Genomic DNA, 17,183 nt, shown 5'->3' with positions numbered 1-17,183 from the left:
TCAGGGTTTCCCTAATCGACGTCTGTTGCAATCATCATGGTGCAAAAAACGCGAGAATTTCTGCATCGCAGCAGGCGGTGCCTGAAAAAAGGGCAAGGTAGAATTATCCTTTGCGATCCTGGAACTGGCTGAAGAAACGATCAACTGCAAGCTGACGGCAGAAATCGTTGAAATCCCCCGCAATTGATAGGACGCTTATTGGCCCCGGCGTTTCCACCGGGGCCATTGATATCAGGCCGCTTTTGCCAGGTTCCGCAGCACATAATGCAGCACGCCGCCGTTTTCGATGTACTCGATCTCGACCGCTGTATCGATCCGACATTTGACGGTGATGTCCTTGGTCGTGCCGTCGGCATAAGTGATGCTCGCTGTCATCTCTTGCAGTGGCTTGACTGCGTCCAGCCCTTTGATGGTCACGGTTTCATCGCCAGTCAGGCCCAGTGATTTGCGCGTGTCGCCACCTGTGAATTCGAAGGGTACCACGCCCATCCCAACAAGGTTGCTGCGGTGGATACGCTCAAAACTTTCAGCGATGACCGCCTTGACGCCCAGCAAGGCCGTGCCTTTGGCCGCCCAGTCGCGCGATGACCCGGCGCCGTACTGTTCGCCTGCAAAGATCACCAGCGGCGTGCCTGCGTCCTGATAAGCCATGGCCGCATCAAAGATTGACGTCTGCGCGCCATCGGGGCCTTTGGTATAACCGCCTTCTACACCGTCGAGCATTTCGTTCTTGATGCGGATGTTGGCAAAGGTGCCGCGCATCATGATCTGGTGGTTGCCGCGCCGTGAGCCGTAGCTGTTGAATTCGCGCACAGGCACCTGCCGTTCGATCAGATATTGACCGGCGGGCGTGGTGTCCTTGAACGACCCTGCAGGGCTGATGTGGTCGGTTGTAACCATGTCGCCCAGTACAGCCAGCACCTTGGCGTCTGTGACGTTCTTGATGGTGCCCGCGTCCTTGGACATGCCTTGGAAATAGGGCGGATTTTGCACGTAGGTTGACGCCGCAGGCCAGTCATATGTTTCGCTGTCTGGTGTTTCGACCGCCTGCCACTTTTCGTCACCCTTGAAGACGTCAGCATATTTGCTGATGAAGGCTTCGCGTGTGACGGTCTTTTCAACCAGTTCATTGATTTCCTGATTGGTCGGCCAGATGTCTTTCAGGTAGACGTCATTGCCGTCTTTGTCCTGACCCAGCGGGTCCTTGGTGATGTCGATGTTCATGTCACCTGCGATGGCGTAGGCCACCACAAGCGGTGGAGACGCCAGATAGTTCGCGCGCACGTCAGGCGAAATGCGGCCTTCGAAGTTGCGGTTGCCTGACAGGACCGATGTGGCGATCAGGTCACCCTTGGCGATGGCATCTGACAGTTCGGGCTGGATCGGGCCAGAGTTGCCGATGCAGGTCGTGCAGCCGTAGCCGACAAGGTTGAAACCGATCTTGTCAAGGTCCTCTTGCAGGCCAGCGGCCTCAAGATATTCCGACACGACCTGTGATCCGGGGGCCAGCGAAGTTTTCACCCAAGGCTTGCGGTTCAGCCCCAAGGCTGCCGCCTTGCGCGCTACCAGACCGGCCCCGATCATCACATAGGGGTTGGATGTGTTGGTGCAGGAGGTGATCGAGGCGATCACGATGGACCCGTCATGCAGGGTGTAATCCTCGCCCTCGACCTTCTGGCTTTTGTGGTGGCCGCTGTCGCCGGGGATATGATGCGGAGTCACGGGCCCACCCTCGGCGGTCATTTCGGCCTTTTCTTCAGCGGGCACGGCCTTTTCAGGGCGCTGGCCGCTGATGTATTTGCCAAATGCAGTGGCGGCATCAGTCAGGGCGATGTAATCCTGTGGCCGCTTGGGGCCGGAAATCGCTGGCACGATGGTGCCCATATCCAAGTGCAGCTTGGCGGTGTAGACAGGGGAATAATCCGGATCACGCCAGAAACCGTTTTCCTTGGCGTAGGCTTCGACCAAGGCAATCCGGTCTTCGTCGCGGCCGGTGTTGCGCAGGTAGCGCAGTGTTTCATTGTCAATCGGGAAGAAGCCACAGGTCGCACCATATTCGGGGGCCATATTGGCGATGGTCGCACGGTCGGCAAGCGGCAGATGATCAAGGCCGGTACCGAAGAATTCGACGAATTTGCCAACGACGCCAAGTTCGCGCAGCATCTCGACCACTTTCAGCACCAGATCGGTGCCTGTTGTGCCTTCGACCATTTCGCCGGTTAGCTCAAAACCGACCACTTCGGGGATCAGCATGGAAACGGGCTGGCCCAGCATCGCGGCTTCCGCCTCGATCCCGCCGACGCCCCAGCCAAGGACGGCAAGACCGTTGACCATTGTGGTGTGGCTGTCAGTGCCGACAAGCGTATCGGGGTAGGCGACTTCTTGGCCATTCTGGTCCTTGTCGGTCCAGACGGTCTGGGCCAGATATTCGAGGTTGACCTGATGGCAGATGCCGGTGCCGGGGGGCACGACGCGGAAATTGTTAAATGCACCCTGACCCCACTTGAGGAACTGATAGCGCTCCATATTGCGTTCATATTCGCGGTCTACGTTCATCTGGAACGCACGCGGGTTGCCGAATTCGTCGATCATGACCGAGTGGTCGATGACCAGATCAACAGGGTTCAGCGGGTTAATCTGCTGTGCGTCGCCGCCAAGGGCCACGATACCATCACGCATGGCGGCGAGGTCAACAACTGCTGGGACGCCGGTGAAATCCTGCATCAGCACGCGGGCAGGGCGGTAGGCAATTTCGCGGGGGTTCTTGCCGCCATTGTCGGCCCAGTCGGAAAACGCCTTGATATCGTCAACGGATACCGAAAAACCTTCATCTTCGAACCGCAGCAGGTTTTCTAGAACGACTTTCAACGCAGCAGGCAGTTTCGAAAAATCGCCCAAACCTGCTGCCTGCGCTGCCGGAATGGAATAATAGGCAACGGACTGATCACCAACGGTGAGGGTCTTGCGGGTTTTGGCGGTGTCTTTGCCAACTGTAATCGTCATGGCGAATCCCTTTCAAGGCTGAAGCTGGATGGGTACTAGGCAGGCTTTTGCCTTATGGGGCAGCAAGGATCAAGTGGTAATTGTATGCCATTGTACACAAACCATGTTTGGCCGACTGAAATATTGATGACGGCATACTCGCAATTCCTTGATTAGTCTTTTCAGCCTATTCTGATTAGGTATGTTCACACAAAGAAAGACTAGGACCAGACATGCGCCCATTGATCGCAGCCATTGCACTTGGCAGTTTTCTGCAAACCAACACAGCGATGGCGGAAGGGCCTGTCGTGGTCGAGCTCTTTACGTCGCAGGGCTGTTCATCCTGTCCGCCCGCAGATGCTTTTTTGCATGGTCTTGCCGGGCGGGATGATGTGATCGCGCTGGCTTTGCATGTGGATTATTGGGACTACATCGGTTGGGCGGATATTTTTGCCAACCCCGCCTACACCGCACGGCAGCACGCCTATGCGCGGGCCGCCAATGCGACCACGGTCTATACACCGCAAATGGTGATCAACGGACAGGACCATGTGATTGGGTCGCGACCGGTGCAGGTGATGGAGCAGCTGCAATATCACCAACAGCAAGAATTGCCCGTCGATGTGACAATCACGCGGCGCGCTGGCGACGTTCAGATTCAAGCTGCAGCCAAGAGAAGCGGTGATTATGTGGTCCAGCTTGTGCGCTATACGCCCGAGCAGACAGTCGCCATCAAACGCGGAGAGAACGCAGGCAAGAAAATCAGCTATTCCCACATCGTCTACGATTGGCAGGTTGTTGGGCAGTGGGACGGCGTGCGGGCTTTTGAGCTTGACGTAGAGGCACCGGGGGATGAGCCGGTCGTCGTGATCGTTCAGGAAGCCCGCAATGGTCCAATCGTGGGGGCGGCGCAGTTGCGCTAACAACTATTTCTGCAACCCGTTTTGAGATAGCGCCGCTAGGTTGATTTGCTGTAGCCTTTCCAGCGTCGGTGAACCCAGAACCATTGCGCTGGATTGCGGGCAATTTGCGCCTCTAGTCTGCCAGTCATCTCGATCATCATATTGCGTGGGCTGTCGTGGGCAATTGGTGCCTCAACCTCGACTTTGAAGGACATGCCGTCCGGCTGCCTGATCCCGAAATAGGGAATTACCAGCGCGTTCAGTTTCAGTGCAATGTCAGCGGCTGATGTGGCGGTGCGTGCGGGTTTGCCAAGGAATGGGATCTTGACCCCCTTGGCAGAGACATCAAACAGCAATGTTCCCATGCCGCCAGCCTTCAGATGCCGGGCAAAACCCATTGTGCCGCGACGGCCCTGTTCAAATACAGGCCCACCCCATGATGTCATGGTGCGCGCGTAATGGGCATTGAAATAGGGGTTCATCATCGGCCGGTAGAGACCGCCAATGTTATGGCCCATTGCCGTCAGTACCTGACGCGGTGCTTCGTGATTTCCGAAATGACCGGTTACAAACATAACCGGGCGGTTTTCAGCAGTGGCTCGGGAGATTGCATCAAGTCCAAGCCCGGTCGGGATCACGCCGGATAGGCGCTCGCTGAATTCCTCCCAGGCGTAATTCTCGATCAACGTCCGTCCGAAATTATCGCAGCAGGCGGCGGCAAGCGCGCGACGTTCATGCGTGGGCATGTCGGGGTAAATCAGCGTCAGATTTTCTTCGGCTCGCTTGCGGTAGCCAACCAGCGGCCCAATCGCGTGGCGCAGGGCAGCGCCCATCATCGGCACGCGGGTCTGGTAGGGCATGCGTAACAACGTCCCGATCAGGCCGCGCAAGGCGCGATCTGCAAGCCAATCAGCTTTGGTGCCAATCAAGGGGGTTTCGTCTGTGTCAGCCATTCCGGCCGCAGACCTAGCTGTCCTGCACGGTTTTGGGAAGGCCGGTTCCTATCATACTGTCGCGGGTGACAAGTGCGGCCAGGGCATCGGCGGTCAATCCATCGGTTCCCGCAGGGCGCGCGGGGATGACGATGTAGCGCATATCAGCCGTGCTGTCGTGCACCCGAACAGTGGTCGCGTCGGGGAGGGTGACGCCAAATTCCGACAGCACTTTGCGTGGTTCCTTGACCGCGCGGGACCGATAGGCGCGCGATTTATACCAATCCGGTGGCAAGCCCAGCAGGTTGCGCGGATAGCAGGAACACAAGGTGCAGACGATCATGTTGTGGACTTCTGGCGTATTTTCGACCGCGATCAGCTTCATTGGTCCGATGTCATAGCCCATGGCTGCACTTGCAGCACCGGCGTCCGCAAGCAGGTCATTGCGAAACGCAGGATCGGTCCATGCGCGCGCCACAACGGCGGCCCCATTCGCGGGGCTTCGGGCATCCATTGCGTCAATCTGTGCGGCGATTTCCGCCGCCGTGGCGATATTCTTTTCAATCAACAGCTCGCGAATGGCGATTTCCATTTGTTGCCAATAGGTCAGCGGATGATCGTCGTCGGCCCGATAGGGATGCCCCGAAGGCGACAGATGGTCGTGATGATCATGTGGCATGTGGCGCCTCTTCGAGCCAGTGACTGTAAATCTCGGCATCTATTGTGTCTTGCGGGTTTTCCGCGGCAGGTCCCCAGACTTCCGACATCAAAAAGCGTACCCGCATCAGCGGCAGTTTGGCGGGCGGAACACCGTAGGCAAGTTGCTCGGGATTGGGAAAGGGGCCAAGTGTGCGTTCGACCCAGCCGGTCTTGCCCCGCAGATAGGCGGGTGTGCGCACGTGGCCGGGGGGCATATCGCCGCGCACACGGACGTAACGCCGCTCAGCCATCACATGCCTCGCCATAGGTTTCGCCGCGCGCGGCAACCTCAGACATGCGTGCGCCAAGTTCAGCGGGGGTGTAAACGCCGGCTTCCAGCAGGTTCTGGTTCACCGAAGCGATCCAGCGTTCGTAGTATGTCATTGTTTCAAAGGCTTCCTCGCCCATGTCCTCGAGGACACGGCGCAAGCCATCGACGGTGAAATAGCCCTTGGAAGAGCTGATCACCATCAGCGCATCAACGCGTTTTTCCCACAGCGAGAAATCATGTTGTTCTGTCGGGACTGGCCCTGCGGCGTCGCCGCCCATGTCATGCCAACGCCGCCCCGCCATTTTTTCGGCTTCATGTTCCATGCCCCGAATTTAGATGAAACAAACGGGGCCTGTCCATGAGATATCACTCTACTTCGTCTTCTTCATCTGGTTCCATGTATGTGATCATGCCGGTTTCGGCCATTTCGCGAATGGCCTTTGTTATTTCGCCCATGGCCGCCTCTGCATCGGCTTTCTTGATTTTGCCCATCTCGGCGGCATCTTCTCTAATCTGTTCGGCCATCCGTTGCGAAATATTGGCGAGAATATATTCCGCAGCCGCATTTGTCGCTTCGTCTGCCTTGAGAGCTGAGGCAATAGCTTTAGTCAGCACATCATTGTCCACCGCACGGATACAGTTTGGCACATCGGTTGGTTTGACCCGCGTTGTAATGTCCTTGAAGGTAAAGATTGCCTTGCGCACGTTATTGGCAAATTCCGGATCGCGTTCGTCAAGCCCTTCAAGTACGTCTTCGCGGGTGTCGGTGACGGTAGAGTTCAGAATCGCGCCTAGTCTGCTGACCGGGGCCTTGTCAAAGGCGACCTCTGCGGCGGTGCCGTAATCCTGTGCCAGTGCGGCACCTATCCGCCTGACCGCATCAGGCGATACGTCGCCTGTGTGTGACATGGCATAGGTGATTCGGCGTGCCCGCTCCCCTTGGGTTTTTTGCAGCACCTCTGATGCTTTGGCGATTGGCAGCTTTGACAGGGCGATAGCAGAAACCTCAATGCTCTCGTTGGCCATGATGGCGATGAGCTTTTCGACGGGAAGTTCGACGATTGTTGGCCAATAGTCGCCATTTCGGACCAGCGCCGTCTGTGCGCGCAGTCGGCTGGCGAGCCGGGGGCTAAGGTGATCAGCAAGCGACAGAATTGCCCCGTCATGCGTGCCCGGGGCGGACATGCCGACCGCATCAAGTTCATTGGCGAACTCGTCTGCGACGGCTGACACCGTGTCCCGATCGACCAGGCGTATCGCGCCAAGTTCGCGCGTTAACAATTCTTGAAGTGATTCGGGGAGTTGCGCCAATGACAGCGATCCGCCATCACTGATCAGCATGTGCACGATCATCGCCGCCTTGCGGCGACGCGTCAGTGCTGAGTCTGCAGGGGTATCAAGTTGAAAATCCATACCCAATCATAAGCGACTGGTCGTAAACGAAAGGTTAGACCTGTCCGTTATTATAAGCCGGGATGCGTGACCATAATCGACATGTTGCGCAACTGCGCGATTGTCTCGAGTGACAGTTCCGCCTGATCGGCAGTCGCCGCATGCAGAAGGTCCACCTTTGCGATCAGGGCGGCGATTTCGTCATCGGTGAACTCACGGTCATCGCGCGCGAAACCGGCCATACTGCGTGAACCGCCTGCGTCGGTTGCGTAGACTACACCGTAATTCAGGCCATATTCGGCGGCTTTTACCAAGACACCCGCATCGTCTGTCAGGTCCGACCAGCGGGTATAACCTGTGTTTTCAAAACACCAGGCGACGATGGGGTCGGCCATCACCAATCCGTGTTGTGAATAGTAGTCCAGCCATTTCTTTTCGTAGGTCTGGAAAAGAAACTTGGTCGAGGTGTACTGCACATGAAATCCCAGCGCATATCCCGACGGAGCGGCCTCATTCAGTTTGCCAAGTTCTGAGCTAATCTCGATGGAAGTGGCGGACATTAATTAACTCGCTTTCCGGTTGCCAAGTGTAGTGGGAACGAAATATCATAGTTTTAGGTGTTGCTTATCAATAGTCTAAAGACAACAGTGCCAAAATAAAAAGGCTTTTGTTTAAAACCGAAGCCTCGAGGTAATCGAATGACGTCACTACTGGGTTCTGAGGAGATCGAGCAGCTCGCGCCCTCAGGACACTACATTGCGCTGAGAATTGGGTTCGCTTTCCCGATGGAAGAGGTCAACATGCTTCCTCCTGAGTGGGTGGAGCATTACACAAAGCAGCGGTTTATGCTTTTTGATCCAGTAGTTAGGTGGGCCTACTCAAATGTCGGCACTTGCAGATGGAGTGACCTTGAGGCTAACGATCCAAAGCGTGTCATTGCGCAGGCCAAGACTTTTGGGATGCGCTACGGCGTGACGATATCGGTGTTCAAACCAGGAACTGATGCGCAAAGATCTTTTGCATCTTTTACCCGAGCAGACCGGGAGTATACCGAGCTTGAAACCAAGCTTTTGCATGCGTTTCTCTCCCGACGCCACAATGAAACCGCACCACCCACCAATCTGACCCGCGCCGAGTTGGAAGCTTTGGGGATGGTAAAGGACGGAAAGCGTCTCAAGGAAATCGCCCATGAGTTGAGCGTCAGTGAAGGTGCCGTCAAACAGCGGCTTAAGAATGCAAAGCTGAAACTTGGTGCAAAAACGGGCACGCAGGCCGCAACTATGGCCAGTCAATATGGTCTGATCTGATTGGCAAGCGCGACTTTCATGTCTAACACAGAAGAATTAGCTTCAAATTGAAATTGTTATGCTAAACATGACACCTAACAAGTGTAATGCTTGTCTGCCATCGCTTCTAAGTAGAGAGACATGAAAATGGAAAATATTACGTTTAATCTAGCACAAATGCACCAGTATGGGAGCGCCTTTTACGATTTCCTCGGGTTGCGGAAAAGGTTTTTTGTGGACCAGTTGGGATGGGATATTCCTCATGATGGGACGGTCGAAATGGACCAGTATGACAATCCGCTGGCATATTATTCGCTTGTGTTGCGTGACGGAAAGGTCATTGGAGGCGCGCGGGCGATGGCCACTACGGCGCAATGGGGTTCACACACCTACATGTTGCGCGACGCTGTTGCCGGCAAGCTGATCGGTATTCCCGAGAACATCATTAAGCAACCCATGGTTGAAAAAACGGTATGGGAATGTACTCGGGTCGTCATCTCTGACGAGGTGGATACACATGCGGATCGGTCACTATGTCTGTCTTATATTGTTGACGGTTTGGTCGATCAGGCCACCGAGCACGGTGCCACCGAAATGATGGCTTTGTGCCCGCCTTCCTTTGCGCGCGCATTGCGCAAACTCGGATATGGTGCGAATCTGATAGGCCAGCCCTATGTCAATTCTGACGATGGCCGCCGCTATGTCGCAATGAGCATGCCAGCAAAACGTCGTGAGGTGAGAACGGCGAATCTGGCACCGTCGCCGCGTCCGACCCATATTCCCCACACACAGCCAGTTCATGCGCAACCGGTCGCCTGATGCTGTTGAAGTGATCGGCCAGTCGGGACAGATGGCCGATCACAATTGCCTTCAGCTTTCGCCAAAGACCCGTTTGAAAATCGTATCAACGTGCTTTGTGTGGTAGCCAAGGTCGAACTTCTCTTCGATTTCCTCTTTTGACAGTGCTTGCGTCACTTCTGCGTCGCCCAATAACTCTGTTTTGAAATCAGCACCCTGTTCCCAGACTTTCATCGCATTCCGCTGCACCAACTTGTAAGCGTCTTCGCGGCTGACCCCTGCTTGTGTGAGCGCCAGCAGAACCCGCTGGGACATCACAAGCCCGCGGAATTTATTCATATTCGCCAGCATGTTATCTGGATAAATGACCAGCTTTTCGATGACGCCGGCCAGACGGTTCAAGGCAAAATCCAAGGTCACCGTTGTATCCGGCCCGATGGCGCGTTCGACGGACGAATGGCTGATATCGCGTTCATGCCAAAGCGCCACGTTCTCCATTGCGGGCACCACAGACATCCGCACAAGACGCGCAAGACCTGTCAGATTTTCGGTCAGGACCGGGTTGCGCTTATGCGGCATGGCAGAAGAACCCTTCTGCCCTTTGGAGAAGAACTCTTCGGCCTCGAGCACTTCCGTCCGCTGCATGTGGCGGATCTCTGTGGCAACATTTTCGATGCTGGAAGCGATGACGCCAAGCGTGGCAAAGAACATTGCGTGCCGGTCGCGGGGAATCACCTGAGTACTGATCGGCTCGGGCGTCAGGCCCATTTGCGCGCAGACATGTTCTTCGACCGATGGATCGATGTTGGCAAATGTGCCGACAGCGCCGGAAATGGCGCCTGTGGCGATCTCGGCGCGTGCGGCAACAAGGCGGGCGCGCCCGCGGTCCATTTCCGCGTAGAAACGTGCAAACGTCAGACCCATTGTTGTGGGCTCGGCATGGATGCCGTGGCTGCGTCCTATGCGCACCGTGTCTTTATGTTCAAGGGCGCGCGTCTTGAGTGCGGCAAGCAACCTGTCCATGTCAGCGATCAGGATATCGGTGGCCCGGACCAGCTGTACATTGAATGTTGTGTCGAGCACATCGGAAGAAGTCATTCCCTGATGCACAAAACGGGCATCGTCAGCCCCGATATGTTCGGCCAGATGGGTCAGGAACGCGATCACATCATGTTTGGTTACCGCTTCGATTTCGTCAATCCGGTCGACGTTGAATTCCACATCCTTGGCTTTCCAGACCGCGGCTGCGTTTTCCTTGGGGATCACCCCGATTGCCGCCTGTGCGTCACAAGCGTGGGCCTCGATCTCGTACCAGATGCGGAATTTGGTGGCAGGCTCCCAAATGGCGGTCATTTCTGGGCGGGAATAACGAGGGATCATGAGGTGTCACCTTATTGTGGAATGGGTCATTCAAGACTGTGCAGCGGATTTATGAGGCGTCATAAGGGGCGCGAACAGAACCCTCAAGGGAGTGAGAGAATGAAAGTTGGCCGCCCGATGGATGTGTGCCTTGCAGGTTGAACAGGATTTTCGCGGGCTTTGGCGCTTGGAGCGCCGGATCATTGACCGGATGGCTAATCAGGAAGGGACCTTGCAGGGAACGGTGACGCTGTTGGATCAGGCGCAAGGGGTGATGGACTACCGCGAAGAGGGCCAGTTCCAGCTGGGGCAGGGACCTGTCATGCAGGCAACCCGCAGCTACCAGTGGCATTTTGGCGGGGGATGGGTCGATGTCCGGTTTGCTGATGGCAGCCCCTTTCATCGTTTTGTGCCTGAGGGGTGTGTTGCGGGCAGTGACCATCCTTGCGGAGCGGATCACTATCAGGTGCGTTATGATTTTCGTGCCTGGCCGGACTGGCAGGCGGTCTGGACCGTCACAGGGCCACGCAAGGATTATACGTCGATCAGTCATTACTGCAGGTAGGATGGGTTAAAGCCCATCTTACGGTTTGGCCACTGTATGCGCATCGCGCTTGCGCCGCGTCGCAGCATCGGGCACAAAGATACCAAATTGTTCACATAAGGGGAGTGCGGCACATGGCTATCGCGCTGAATGACAGAGTTTTGACAGAGGCCTTTGGCCCATCTGCGGGCACCGCCTTGCGGATCAAGCAGGCTGCGATGGTTGTTGTGGGGATCGCAGCCCTAGTTATCTTTGCGAAAATCCGCATTCCGATGTGGCCGGTGCCGATCACCATGGGCACCTTTGCCGTGCTGACGATTGGTGCCGCCTACGGCCCGCGTCTGGGGCTTTTGACGATCCTTGGTTACATGATCATCGGTGCATTGGGTTTTGACGTTTTTGCGGGCTCATCTGCCGAAGCTAACGGCCTGACCTATATGATGGGTGGCACAGGCGGTTATTTGTTGGGGTATGTGCTTGCAACCTTGGCATTGGGCTTTGCCGCGCGTGCGGGATGGGACCGCTCGGTTCTGATGATGGCTGCGGCGATGCTGATTGGTAACGCGTTGATTTATGTGCCCGGCCTTGCATGGTTGGGGATGTTGTACGGTTGGGACCAGCCGATTTTGCAGTGGGGTCTGACGCCCTTTCTGATCGGCGATGCGCTCAAGCTTGGGCTGGCCGCACTTCTGGTTCCCGGCCTGTGGAAGCTGATTGGCAGCGCCCGTCGCTAACGGCGGACTGAGGTCTGAAGAATGAACCTGTCGGCTGAAAGGTCGGCAGGTTTTTTTATGGTCAGTATCGTCTGCGAAGTCCGGTTTAGCGGATGGAATGCACTGAACTTGCAAGCAGCTTGCGGGTATAGGGGTCTTGTGCCTGTAGCTGGCGCATTTCCGACACTCCCAGCACTTCGACGATGCGCCCGTCCTTCATGACCGCGATCCGGCTGCAAAGATGCCCGACAACGCCCAGATCATGCGAAACCATGATGTAAGTCAGCCGATGTGCGCGCTGCAAATCGGACAGCAGATTCAGTATTTCTGCCTGCACAGATACATCAAGCGCAGAGGTGGGCTCATCCAGCAGCAGAATGGCGGGATTAGACGCCAGCGCACGCGCAATCGCGACCCGTTGCCTTTGTCCGCCCGACAGTTGGTGCGGATAGCGGAACCGAAAGCCGGCCCCCAGCCCCACGTCGCCCAGCAGTTGCACGATCCGATCATCGACGTCCCTGATGCCATGGAGCCGCATCGTTTCAGACAACAGCCGGTCGACCGTGTGGCGCGGGTGCAGTGAAGCATACGGGTCCTGAAAGACCATCTGCACCTTGCTGTAGAATGACTGGCTGCGCCGCTTGCCAAGGGTTTCGCCAGCCACCGTCATTGTCCCCGACCATGTGGGAACCAGACCTGAAATCGCCCGCAGGATCGTGGATTTGCCTGACCCGCTTTCCCCGACAAGCCCGAAAATCTCGCCCTCTGCCACGTCAAAGCTGACATCAAGGACTGCATCTGATCGCGCTGCCCCTGATCCGAACCAGACATTCAGGTCGCGCACGGAAATTGCTGTCATTGGCGCGCACTCACTGATGGGGCCTCGCGCCAGGCAGGATCACGCGCCAGCACGTCCAGCCTTTCACGCGGGTGTTCAAGGTCTGGAACAGAATTCAGCAGGCCCAGCGTGTAGGGATGTTTGGCCTGCCGCAATTCGCTGGCCTTGCAGGTTTCAACAATCCGGCCCGCATACATGATCACGATGCGGTCGCAGAATTTCGCCACAAGGTTCAGGTCGTGACTGATGAATATCAGCCCCATGCCCCGGTCGCGCACCAGCTTGTCCATGATATCGAGAACCTGCAATTGCACCGACACATCCAGCGCTGACGTCGGTTCGTCGGCGATCAGAATTTCGGGGTTGGGCAGCAACATCATCGCAATCATGATCCGCTGTCCCATACCGCCCGACACCTCGTGCGGGTAGAGGTCATAGACCCGTTCGGGCTCTCTGATCGCGACCTCATCGAGCATCTCTATCGCGCGGGTCCGGGCTTGTGCTTTCGTGACCTTCTCATGCGCGCGCAAGGCCTCTACCATCTGCTGCCCGACCGTCATGACGGGGTTGAGCGAAAATTTCGGGTCCTGCATGATCATTGAAATCCGTCCGCCACGCAGTTGCCGCATCCGCGTTTCTGACGCTTGCAGGATGTCTTCGCCATGCAGCGACATGCGGTCGGCTTCCACGAAACCCGGTGGTCTGATCAGCCGCAGCAAGGCGCGGCCTGTCATCGACTTGCCTGACCCGGATTCCCCGACGATGCCCAGCCGTTCGCGCCCCAGCGTGAAAGACACGCCGCGCACCGCCTCGAACATACCTGCGCGGCTGCGGAATCGCACCCACAGGTTCTCAACGTCCAAAAGGGGGCCTTGGTCGGTCATGTCGCGCTGTCCTTTGGGTCAAGCACGTCGCGCAGCCCGTCGCCCAAAAGGTTGAACGCCAAAGAGATTGAAAAGATCGCAAGGCCAGGGATCGTCGCGACCCACCAGGAATCAAGGATGAACTTGCGCCCTTCCGATATCATCGCCCCCCATTCCGGGCTGGGCGGCTGCGCGCCAAGGCCCAGAAAGCCAAGTCCGGCGGCTGTCAGGATGATCCCTGCCATGTCCAGCGTAACGCGTACCACCAGCGACGACACGCACAGTGGCCAGATATGCCGCGTCACGATCCGCAGTGGTCCTGCCCCTTGCAGCCGGATTGCGTGGATATAGTCAGAATTGCGGATCGTCAGCGTCTCTGCCCGCGCGATCCGGGCATAAGGCGGCCATGCGGTGAGTGATATTGCCAGCACGGCGTTTTCGATGCCCGCCCCAAGGGCCGCGACGAACGCAAGTGCGAGGATCAGCCGTGGAAACGCTAGAAAGATATCCGTGATCCGCATCAGAACGACATCGGCCCAGCCACCTGCGTAACCTGCCACCGTCCCCACGATCAGCCCCAGCAGGGGGGCCACCATGGCGACCAGCAACACGATATAGATCGAAATGCGTGCACCATAAAGGATGCGCGAATAGATATCGCGGCCAAGGCTGTCGGTCCCGAAGATGTGTTCTTCGCTGCCCGGTGGCATCAGCCTGTTGCCAAGATCCTGCACAAACGGATCATGCGTGGCCAGCAGTGGCGCAAAGATCGCCGCAAGGATCAGCAAGGCAAGCACATAGAGCCCGACCATCGCCAGTGTATTGCCGCGAAACCGCAACCAGCCCTTATACCATGATGCAAATGCGGCCTGCCTGCGCGACGCCGGTTCTTCGGTCAAAAGCCAATCACGCAGGCTGGTTGCTTGGTTCATTTGGCCCTCGGGTCGAAAAAGCGGTAGAGTAGATCAGAGAAAATGTTGATGCCCACGAAAATGCTGCCGATGACGATGGTGCCCCCAAGCACTGCGTTCATGTCATTGGCCAGAAGTGATGTCGTGATATACTGTCCAATGCCGGGCCAAGCGAAGATAATCTCGGTCAGGACGGACCCTTCGAGAAGGTTGGCGTAGGCCAGCGCAATAACGGTGATCAACTGGATGCGGATATTGCGAAATGCGTGCCCCCAGATGACCTGCCATTCGCTTAGGCCCTTGACCCGTGCGGTAATGATATATTCCGCACTGAGTTGTTCGAGCATGAATGACCGCGTCATGCGGCTGACGTAGGCCATGCTGTAGTAGCCCAGCAGCGACGCGGGCAGGATGATGTGCGAAAAGGCGCTTTTGAACACGTCCCATTCGCCACGCAGCAGACTGTCTACCAAGAGCATGCCCGTAATCGGCTCCACTATCCCTTGGTAGAAAATCCCGACCCGTCCGGGGCCGGAGACCCAGCCCAAAATGCCGTAGAACACCAGCAACCCGACAAGACCCAGCCAGAAAATCGGCATGGAATAACCGATCAACCCGACAAAGCGGGCGATCTGGTCGATCCAACTGCCACGGCGCACTGCGGCCAGAACGCCAAGGGGAACACCCAGCACAACGCCAATGATGGTCCCTAACGTGGCCAGCTCAAAAGTCGCAGGAAACACCCGGGCGATATCCGTGGCAACCTCTTGGCCCGTGCGGATCGACCGCCCGAAATCGCCTTGCAGCACGTCGCGCAGATAAATGCCGAACTGGACCAAAAGCGGCTGATCAAGGCCAAGGGCCGCGAAGGTTTCGTCATATTGCGCCTGCGTCGCCCGTTCGCCCACGACAGCAAGAACCGGGTCAATCGGCATGACCCGACCGATCATGAATGTCACGAACAGCAGCCCCAGAATGGTCACTGCCACGGTCAGCAATGTCGCGGCCGTTTTCCGAAGCCATGGCGGGATGGACGGCGACTGCCGTCCATCTGCTGTCGTCACGCTTTGCGTCATTTACTTTGTAATGACCCAGTAGGACACGGCGGTCGTGGCACCGCCGGCAACAAAGTTTTCGACGTTCGACCGCATGCCGTTCTGTTCGATCTGCTGGAACATGATCCCGAAGGGCGCAGAGTTCTGGAATTCGGTCTGAATGTCCTTGTACATCGCGCGGCGGGCATCGGTGTCGTTCTCGACGACGGCTGCCAGTGTTTTCTCGCTCAGCTTTGGCAGGTCCCAAGCATTACGCCACGCGAGCAAGCCCGTTGCACCCGCTTCATCGCTGTTGTCGGGGTTAAAGGCGAATGTGCCCGCATTAGTATTCGGATCAGGATAGTCCGGACCCCACGCACCAAGATAAATATCATGTTCACGGGCGCGGTAGCGGTCGAGCGTTTGCGCGCCGGTGCCAACGATCAGTTCAATATCGCAACCCAACTGCCCCCATGTGTTTTGCAGGGACTGGGCGATGTCGATTCGCTCTTGCGCGTCACGGACCGATATTTTGATCGGACCGCAATCGGGGTAGGCGGACTGTGCCAATGTCGCTTTGGCCGCTTCGATGTCAAAGCTGAAGGGCTTGTCGTCGATCGCCCCGAGGAAAGTCTTGGGCAAGAACGCCTGATGAACGGTGTATTGCCCCTTCAGGAATGACCCGGACATGCCTTCGTAATCGGCGGCGAGTTTGAGTGCGGCGATCACGTTTGGATCGGACAGCATGTCGTTTTTCTGGTTAGCGGACCAATACATCAGGCGACCGCGCAGTTCGTCAACGATCTTGACGCCATCCACATCGGCCAGCCCGGCCACATCTTCGGGTGACAGGTTGCGTGCCACGTCGATATCGCCGCGTTCAAGTTGCAGGCGTTGGGTGGCGCTTTCCTGAATATGCTGCACGATCACCCGTTCCATTGCGGGCGTGTCTCCGCCGTAGTTGGGATTGAGGTCCATCAGCACGCTTTCGTTCGGCTTCCAGTCCACGACCTTGTAGGGGCCTGACCCCACAGTGTTTGTGCGCAACCAAGCGTTACCCATGTCGCCATCAACTTCGTTTTCCATGGCTGCCGTCATATCAACGATGCCGCCAATGGTGGCTGTCAGACAGTTCAGCACGAAGGAAAGCGCGTAGGGTTTGTCCAAGGTCAGAACCAGTGTGTTGTCGTCAGGCGCAACAATGGTTTCGGCGACATTCTCGGGCGTGAAACCGAACTGGGTCAGGATGAATGAGGGCGTCTTGTTGAGCATCACGGCCCGCCGTAGCGAAAACTCAGCGTCTTTTGCCGTAACGGGATTGCCTGTGGAAAACACATGTCCCTCGGCCATGGTAAAGGTGATGGTCTTGCCGTCCTCGGAAATTTCCCAGCTTTCGGCAAGCTGCGGCTGATATCCGGCGTCAAGGTCCAGCGGGTCGAAATTGACCAGCTTTTCATAGACATTTCGGCTGACGTCTGCGCCCGCGAATTCAAAGCTTTCTGCGGGATCAAAGGTTTTGATGTCGTCAATCCGGTTGGCAATCACCAACATGTTCGGCGGTGTTTCGGCGCTGGCCGTTGTGATGGCGGCCCCCGAAATCAGGGCGGAAAGTGCCAATGCGACGAATGTATATTTCTTGGTCATTGTTTTTTTCCCTAT

Annotated in this window: 18 protein-coding genes; 5 read left to right on the top strand and 13 right to left on the bottom strand. The window is 56.8% G+C overall.

All coding sequences use genetic code 11. The features are described from left to right. Positions 1 to 231: 231 nt before the first annotated feature. Positions 232 to 3,003, bottom strand: coding sequence for an aconitate hydratase AcnA (gene acnA, locus C8N45_RS14925; protein WP_108387054.1), 2,772 nt, complete (start codon positions 3,001 to 3,003; stop codon positions 232 to 234). Between the two features lie 212 nt (positions 3,004 to 3,215). Here acnA and C8N45_RS14920 point away from each other — a divergent pair, with 212 nt between their 5' ends. Continuing rightward, on the top strand, positions 3,216 to 3,905 hold the full coding sequence (locus tag C8N45_RS14920; protein WP_108387053.1) for a DUF1223 domain-containing protein: 690 nt from the start codon (positions 3,216 to 3,218) through the stop codon (positions 3,903 to 3,905). A gap of 35 nt (positions 3,906 to 3,940) precedes the next feature. Here C8N45_RS14920 and C8N45_RS14915 read toward each other — a convergent pair whose 3' ends face one another. The 6 genes from C8N45_RS14915 to C8N45_RS14890 form a co-directional block, all read right to left on the bottom strand. Further along, on the bottom strand, positions 3,941 to 4,837 hold the full coding sequence (locus C8N45_RS14915; protein ID WP_108387052.1) for a lysophospholipid acyltransferase family protein: 897 nt from the start codon (positions 4,835 to 4,837) through the stop codon (positions 3,941 to 3,943). Between the two features lie 13 nt (positions 4,838 to 4,850). Beyond that, on the bottom strand, positions 4,851 to 5,495 hold the full coding sequence (gene nthA, locus C8N45_RS14910) for a nitrile hydratase subunit alpha (protein WP_108387051.1): 645 nt from the start codon (positions 5,493 to 5,495) through the stop codon (positions 4,851 to 4,853). Then, the gene (locus C8N45_RS23940) at positions 5,485 to 5,766 is read right to left on the bottom strand and encodes an SH3-like domain-containing protein (RefSeq protein ID WP_108387050.1); all 282 of its coding nucleotides are present in this window, start codon (positions 5,764 to 5,766) and stop codon (positions 5,485 to 5,487) included. Before C8N45_RS23940 ends, nthA begins: the two co-directional genes overlap by 11 nt. Continuing rightward, a complete protein-coding gene (locus tag C8N45_RS23935) occupies positions 5,759 to 6,064 on the bottom strand; it encodes an SH3-like domain-containing protein (RefSeq protein ID WP_108387143.1) in 306 nt (101 codons plus the stop codon). Before C8N45_RS23935 ends, C8N45_RS23940 begins: the two co-directional genes overlap by 8 nt. Before the next feature lie 88 nt (positions 6,065 to 6,152). Then, positions 6,153 to 7,199 carry a FliG C-terminal domain-containing protein gene (locus C8N45_RS14895; RefSeq protein ID WP_108387049.1) on the bottom strand — a complete coding sequence of 349 codons (1,047 nt, stop codon included), beginning with the start codon at positions 7,197 to 7,199 and terminating at the stop codon, positions 6,153 to 6,155. Between the two features lie 50 nt (positions 7,200 to 7,249). Beyond that, the gene (locus C8N45_RS14890; RefSeq protein ID WP_108387048.1) at positions 7,250 to 7,738 is read right to left on the bottom strand and encodes an autoinducer binding domain-containing protein; all 489 of its coding nucleotides are present in this window, start codon (positions 7,736 to 7,738) and stop codon (positions 7,250 to 7,252) included. 138 nt (positions 7,739 to 7,876) lie between these two features. Here C8N45_RS14890 and C8N45_RS14885 point away from each other — a divergent pair, with 138 nt between their 5' ends. Both C8N45_RS14885 and C8N45_RS14880 read left to right on the top strand, forming a co-directional pair. Beyond that, positions 7,877 to 8,485, top strand: coding sequence for an autoinducer binding domain-containing protein (locus C8N45_RS14885; RefSeq protein ID WP_108387047.1), 609 nt, complete (start codon positions 7,877 to 7,879; stop codon positions 8,483 to 8,485). 120 nt (positions 8,486 to 8,605) lie between these two features. Continuing rightward, the gene (locus C8N45_RS14880) at positions 8,606 to 9,283 is read left to right on the top strand and encodes an acyl-homoserine-lactone synthase (protein ID WP_245882683.1); all 678 of its coding nucleotides are present in this window, start codon (positions 8,606 to 8,608) and stop codon (positions 9,281 to 9,283) included. Positions 9,284 to 9,334: 51 nt separating this feature from the next. Here the strand turns inward: C8N45_RS14880 and purB are convergent, their stop codons facing one another. After that, entirely contained in the window at positions 9,335 to 10,642 is a 1,308-nt protein-coding gene (gene purB, locus C8N45_RS14875) for an adenylosuccinate lyase (RefSeq protein ID WP_108387046.1), read from the bottom strand. A gap of 130 nt (positions 10,643 to 10,772) precedes the next feature. Between purB and C8N45_RS14870 the strand changes: the two genes are divergently transcribed. Continuing rightward, positions 10,773 to 11,186 carry a DUF6314 family protein gene (locus C8N45_RS14870; RefSeq protein ID WP_245882682.1) on the top strand — a complete coding sequence of 138 codons (414 nt, stop codon included), beginning with the start codon at positions 10,773 to 10,775 and terminating at the stop codon, positions 11,184 to 11,186. Between the two features lie 113 nt (positions 11,187 to 11,299). Beyond that, positions 11,300 to 11,899, top strand: coding sequence for a biotin transporter BioY (locus C8N45_RS14865; protein WP_108387044.1), 600 nt, complete (start codon positions 11,300 to 11,302; stop codon positions 11,897 to 11,899). Between the two features lie 85 nt (positions 11,900 to 11,984). On the opposite strand, the gene C8N45_RS14860 is transcribed toward C8N45_RS14865, so the two are convergent. From C8N45_RS14860 to C8N45_RS14840, 5 genes are read right to left on the bottom strand one after another with little or no spacing between them, the layout of a single operon-like run. Beyond that, positions 11,985 to 12,737 (bottom strand): ABC transporter ATP-binding protein, encoded by a 753-nt coding sequence (locus tag C8N45_RS14860; RefSeq protein WP_108387043.1) that lies wholly within the window; start codon positions 12,735 to 12,737, stop codon positions 11,985 to 11,987. Next, on the bottom strand, positions 12,734 to 13,600 hold the full coding sequence (locus C8N45_RS14855) for an ABC transporter ATP-binding protein (protein ID WP_108387042.1): 867 nt from the start codon (positions 13,598 to 13,600) through the stop codon (positions 12,734 to 12,736). Before C8N45_RS14855 ends, C8N45_RS14860 begins: the two co-directional genes overlap by 4 nt. Beyond that, entirely contained in the window at positions 13,597 to 14,511 is a 915-nt protein-coding gene (gene nikC, locus C8N45_RS14850; RefSeq protein ID WP_108387041.1) for a nickel transporter permease, read from the bottom strand. Before nikC ends, C8N45_RS14855 begins: the two co-directional genes overlap by 4 nt. Then, entirely contained in the window at positions 14,508 to 15,566 is a 1,059-nt protein-coding gene (locus C8N45_RS14845; RefSeq protein ID WP_108387040.1) for an ABC transporter permease, read from the bottom strand. Before C8N45_RS14845 ends, nikC begins: the two co-directional genes overlap by 4 nt. Continuing rightward, positions 15,567 to 17,168 carry an ABC transporter substrate-binding protein gene (locus tag C8N45_RS14840; RefSeq protein WP_108387039.1) on the bottom strand — a complete coding sequence of 534 codons (1,602 nt, stop codon included), beginning with the start codon at positions 17,166 to 17,168 and terminating at the stop codon, positions 15,567 to 15,569. Positions 17,169 to 17,183 lie beyond the last annotated feature (15 nt).

The organism is Yoonia sediminilitoris (genome assembly GCF_003058085.1).
Lineage (GTDB): Bacteria > Pseudomonadota > Alphaproteobacteria > Rhodobacterales > Rhodobacteraceae > Yoonia > Yoonia sediminilitoris.
Note: the sequence above shows the minus strand (reverse complement) of the source record. Positions and strands in the feature narration are given on the sequence as shown.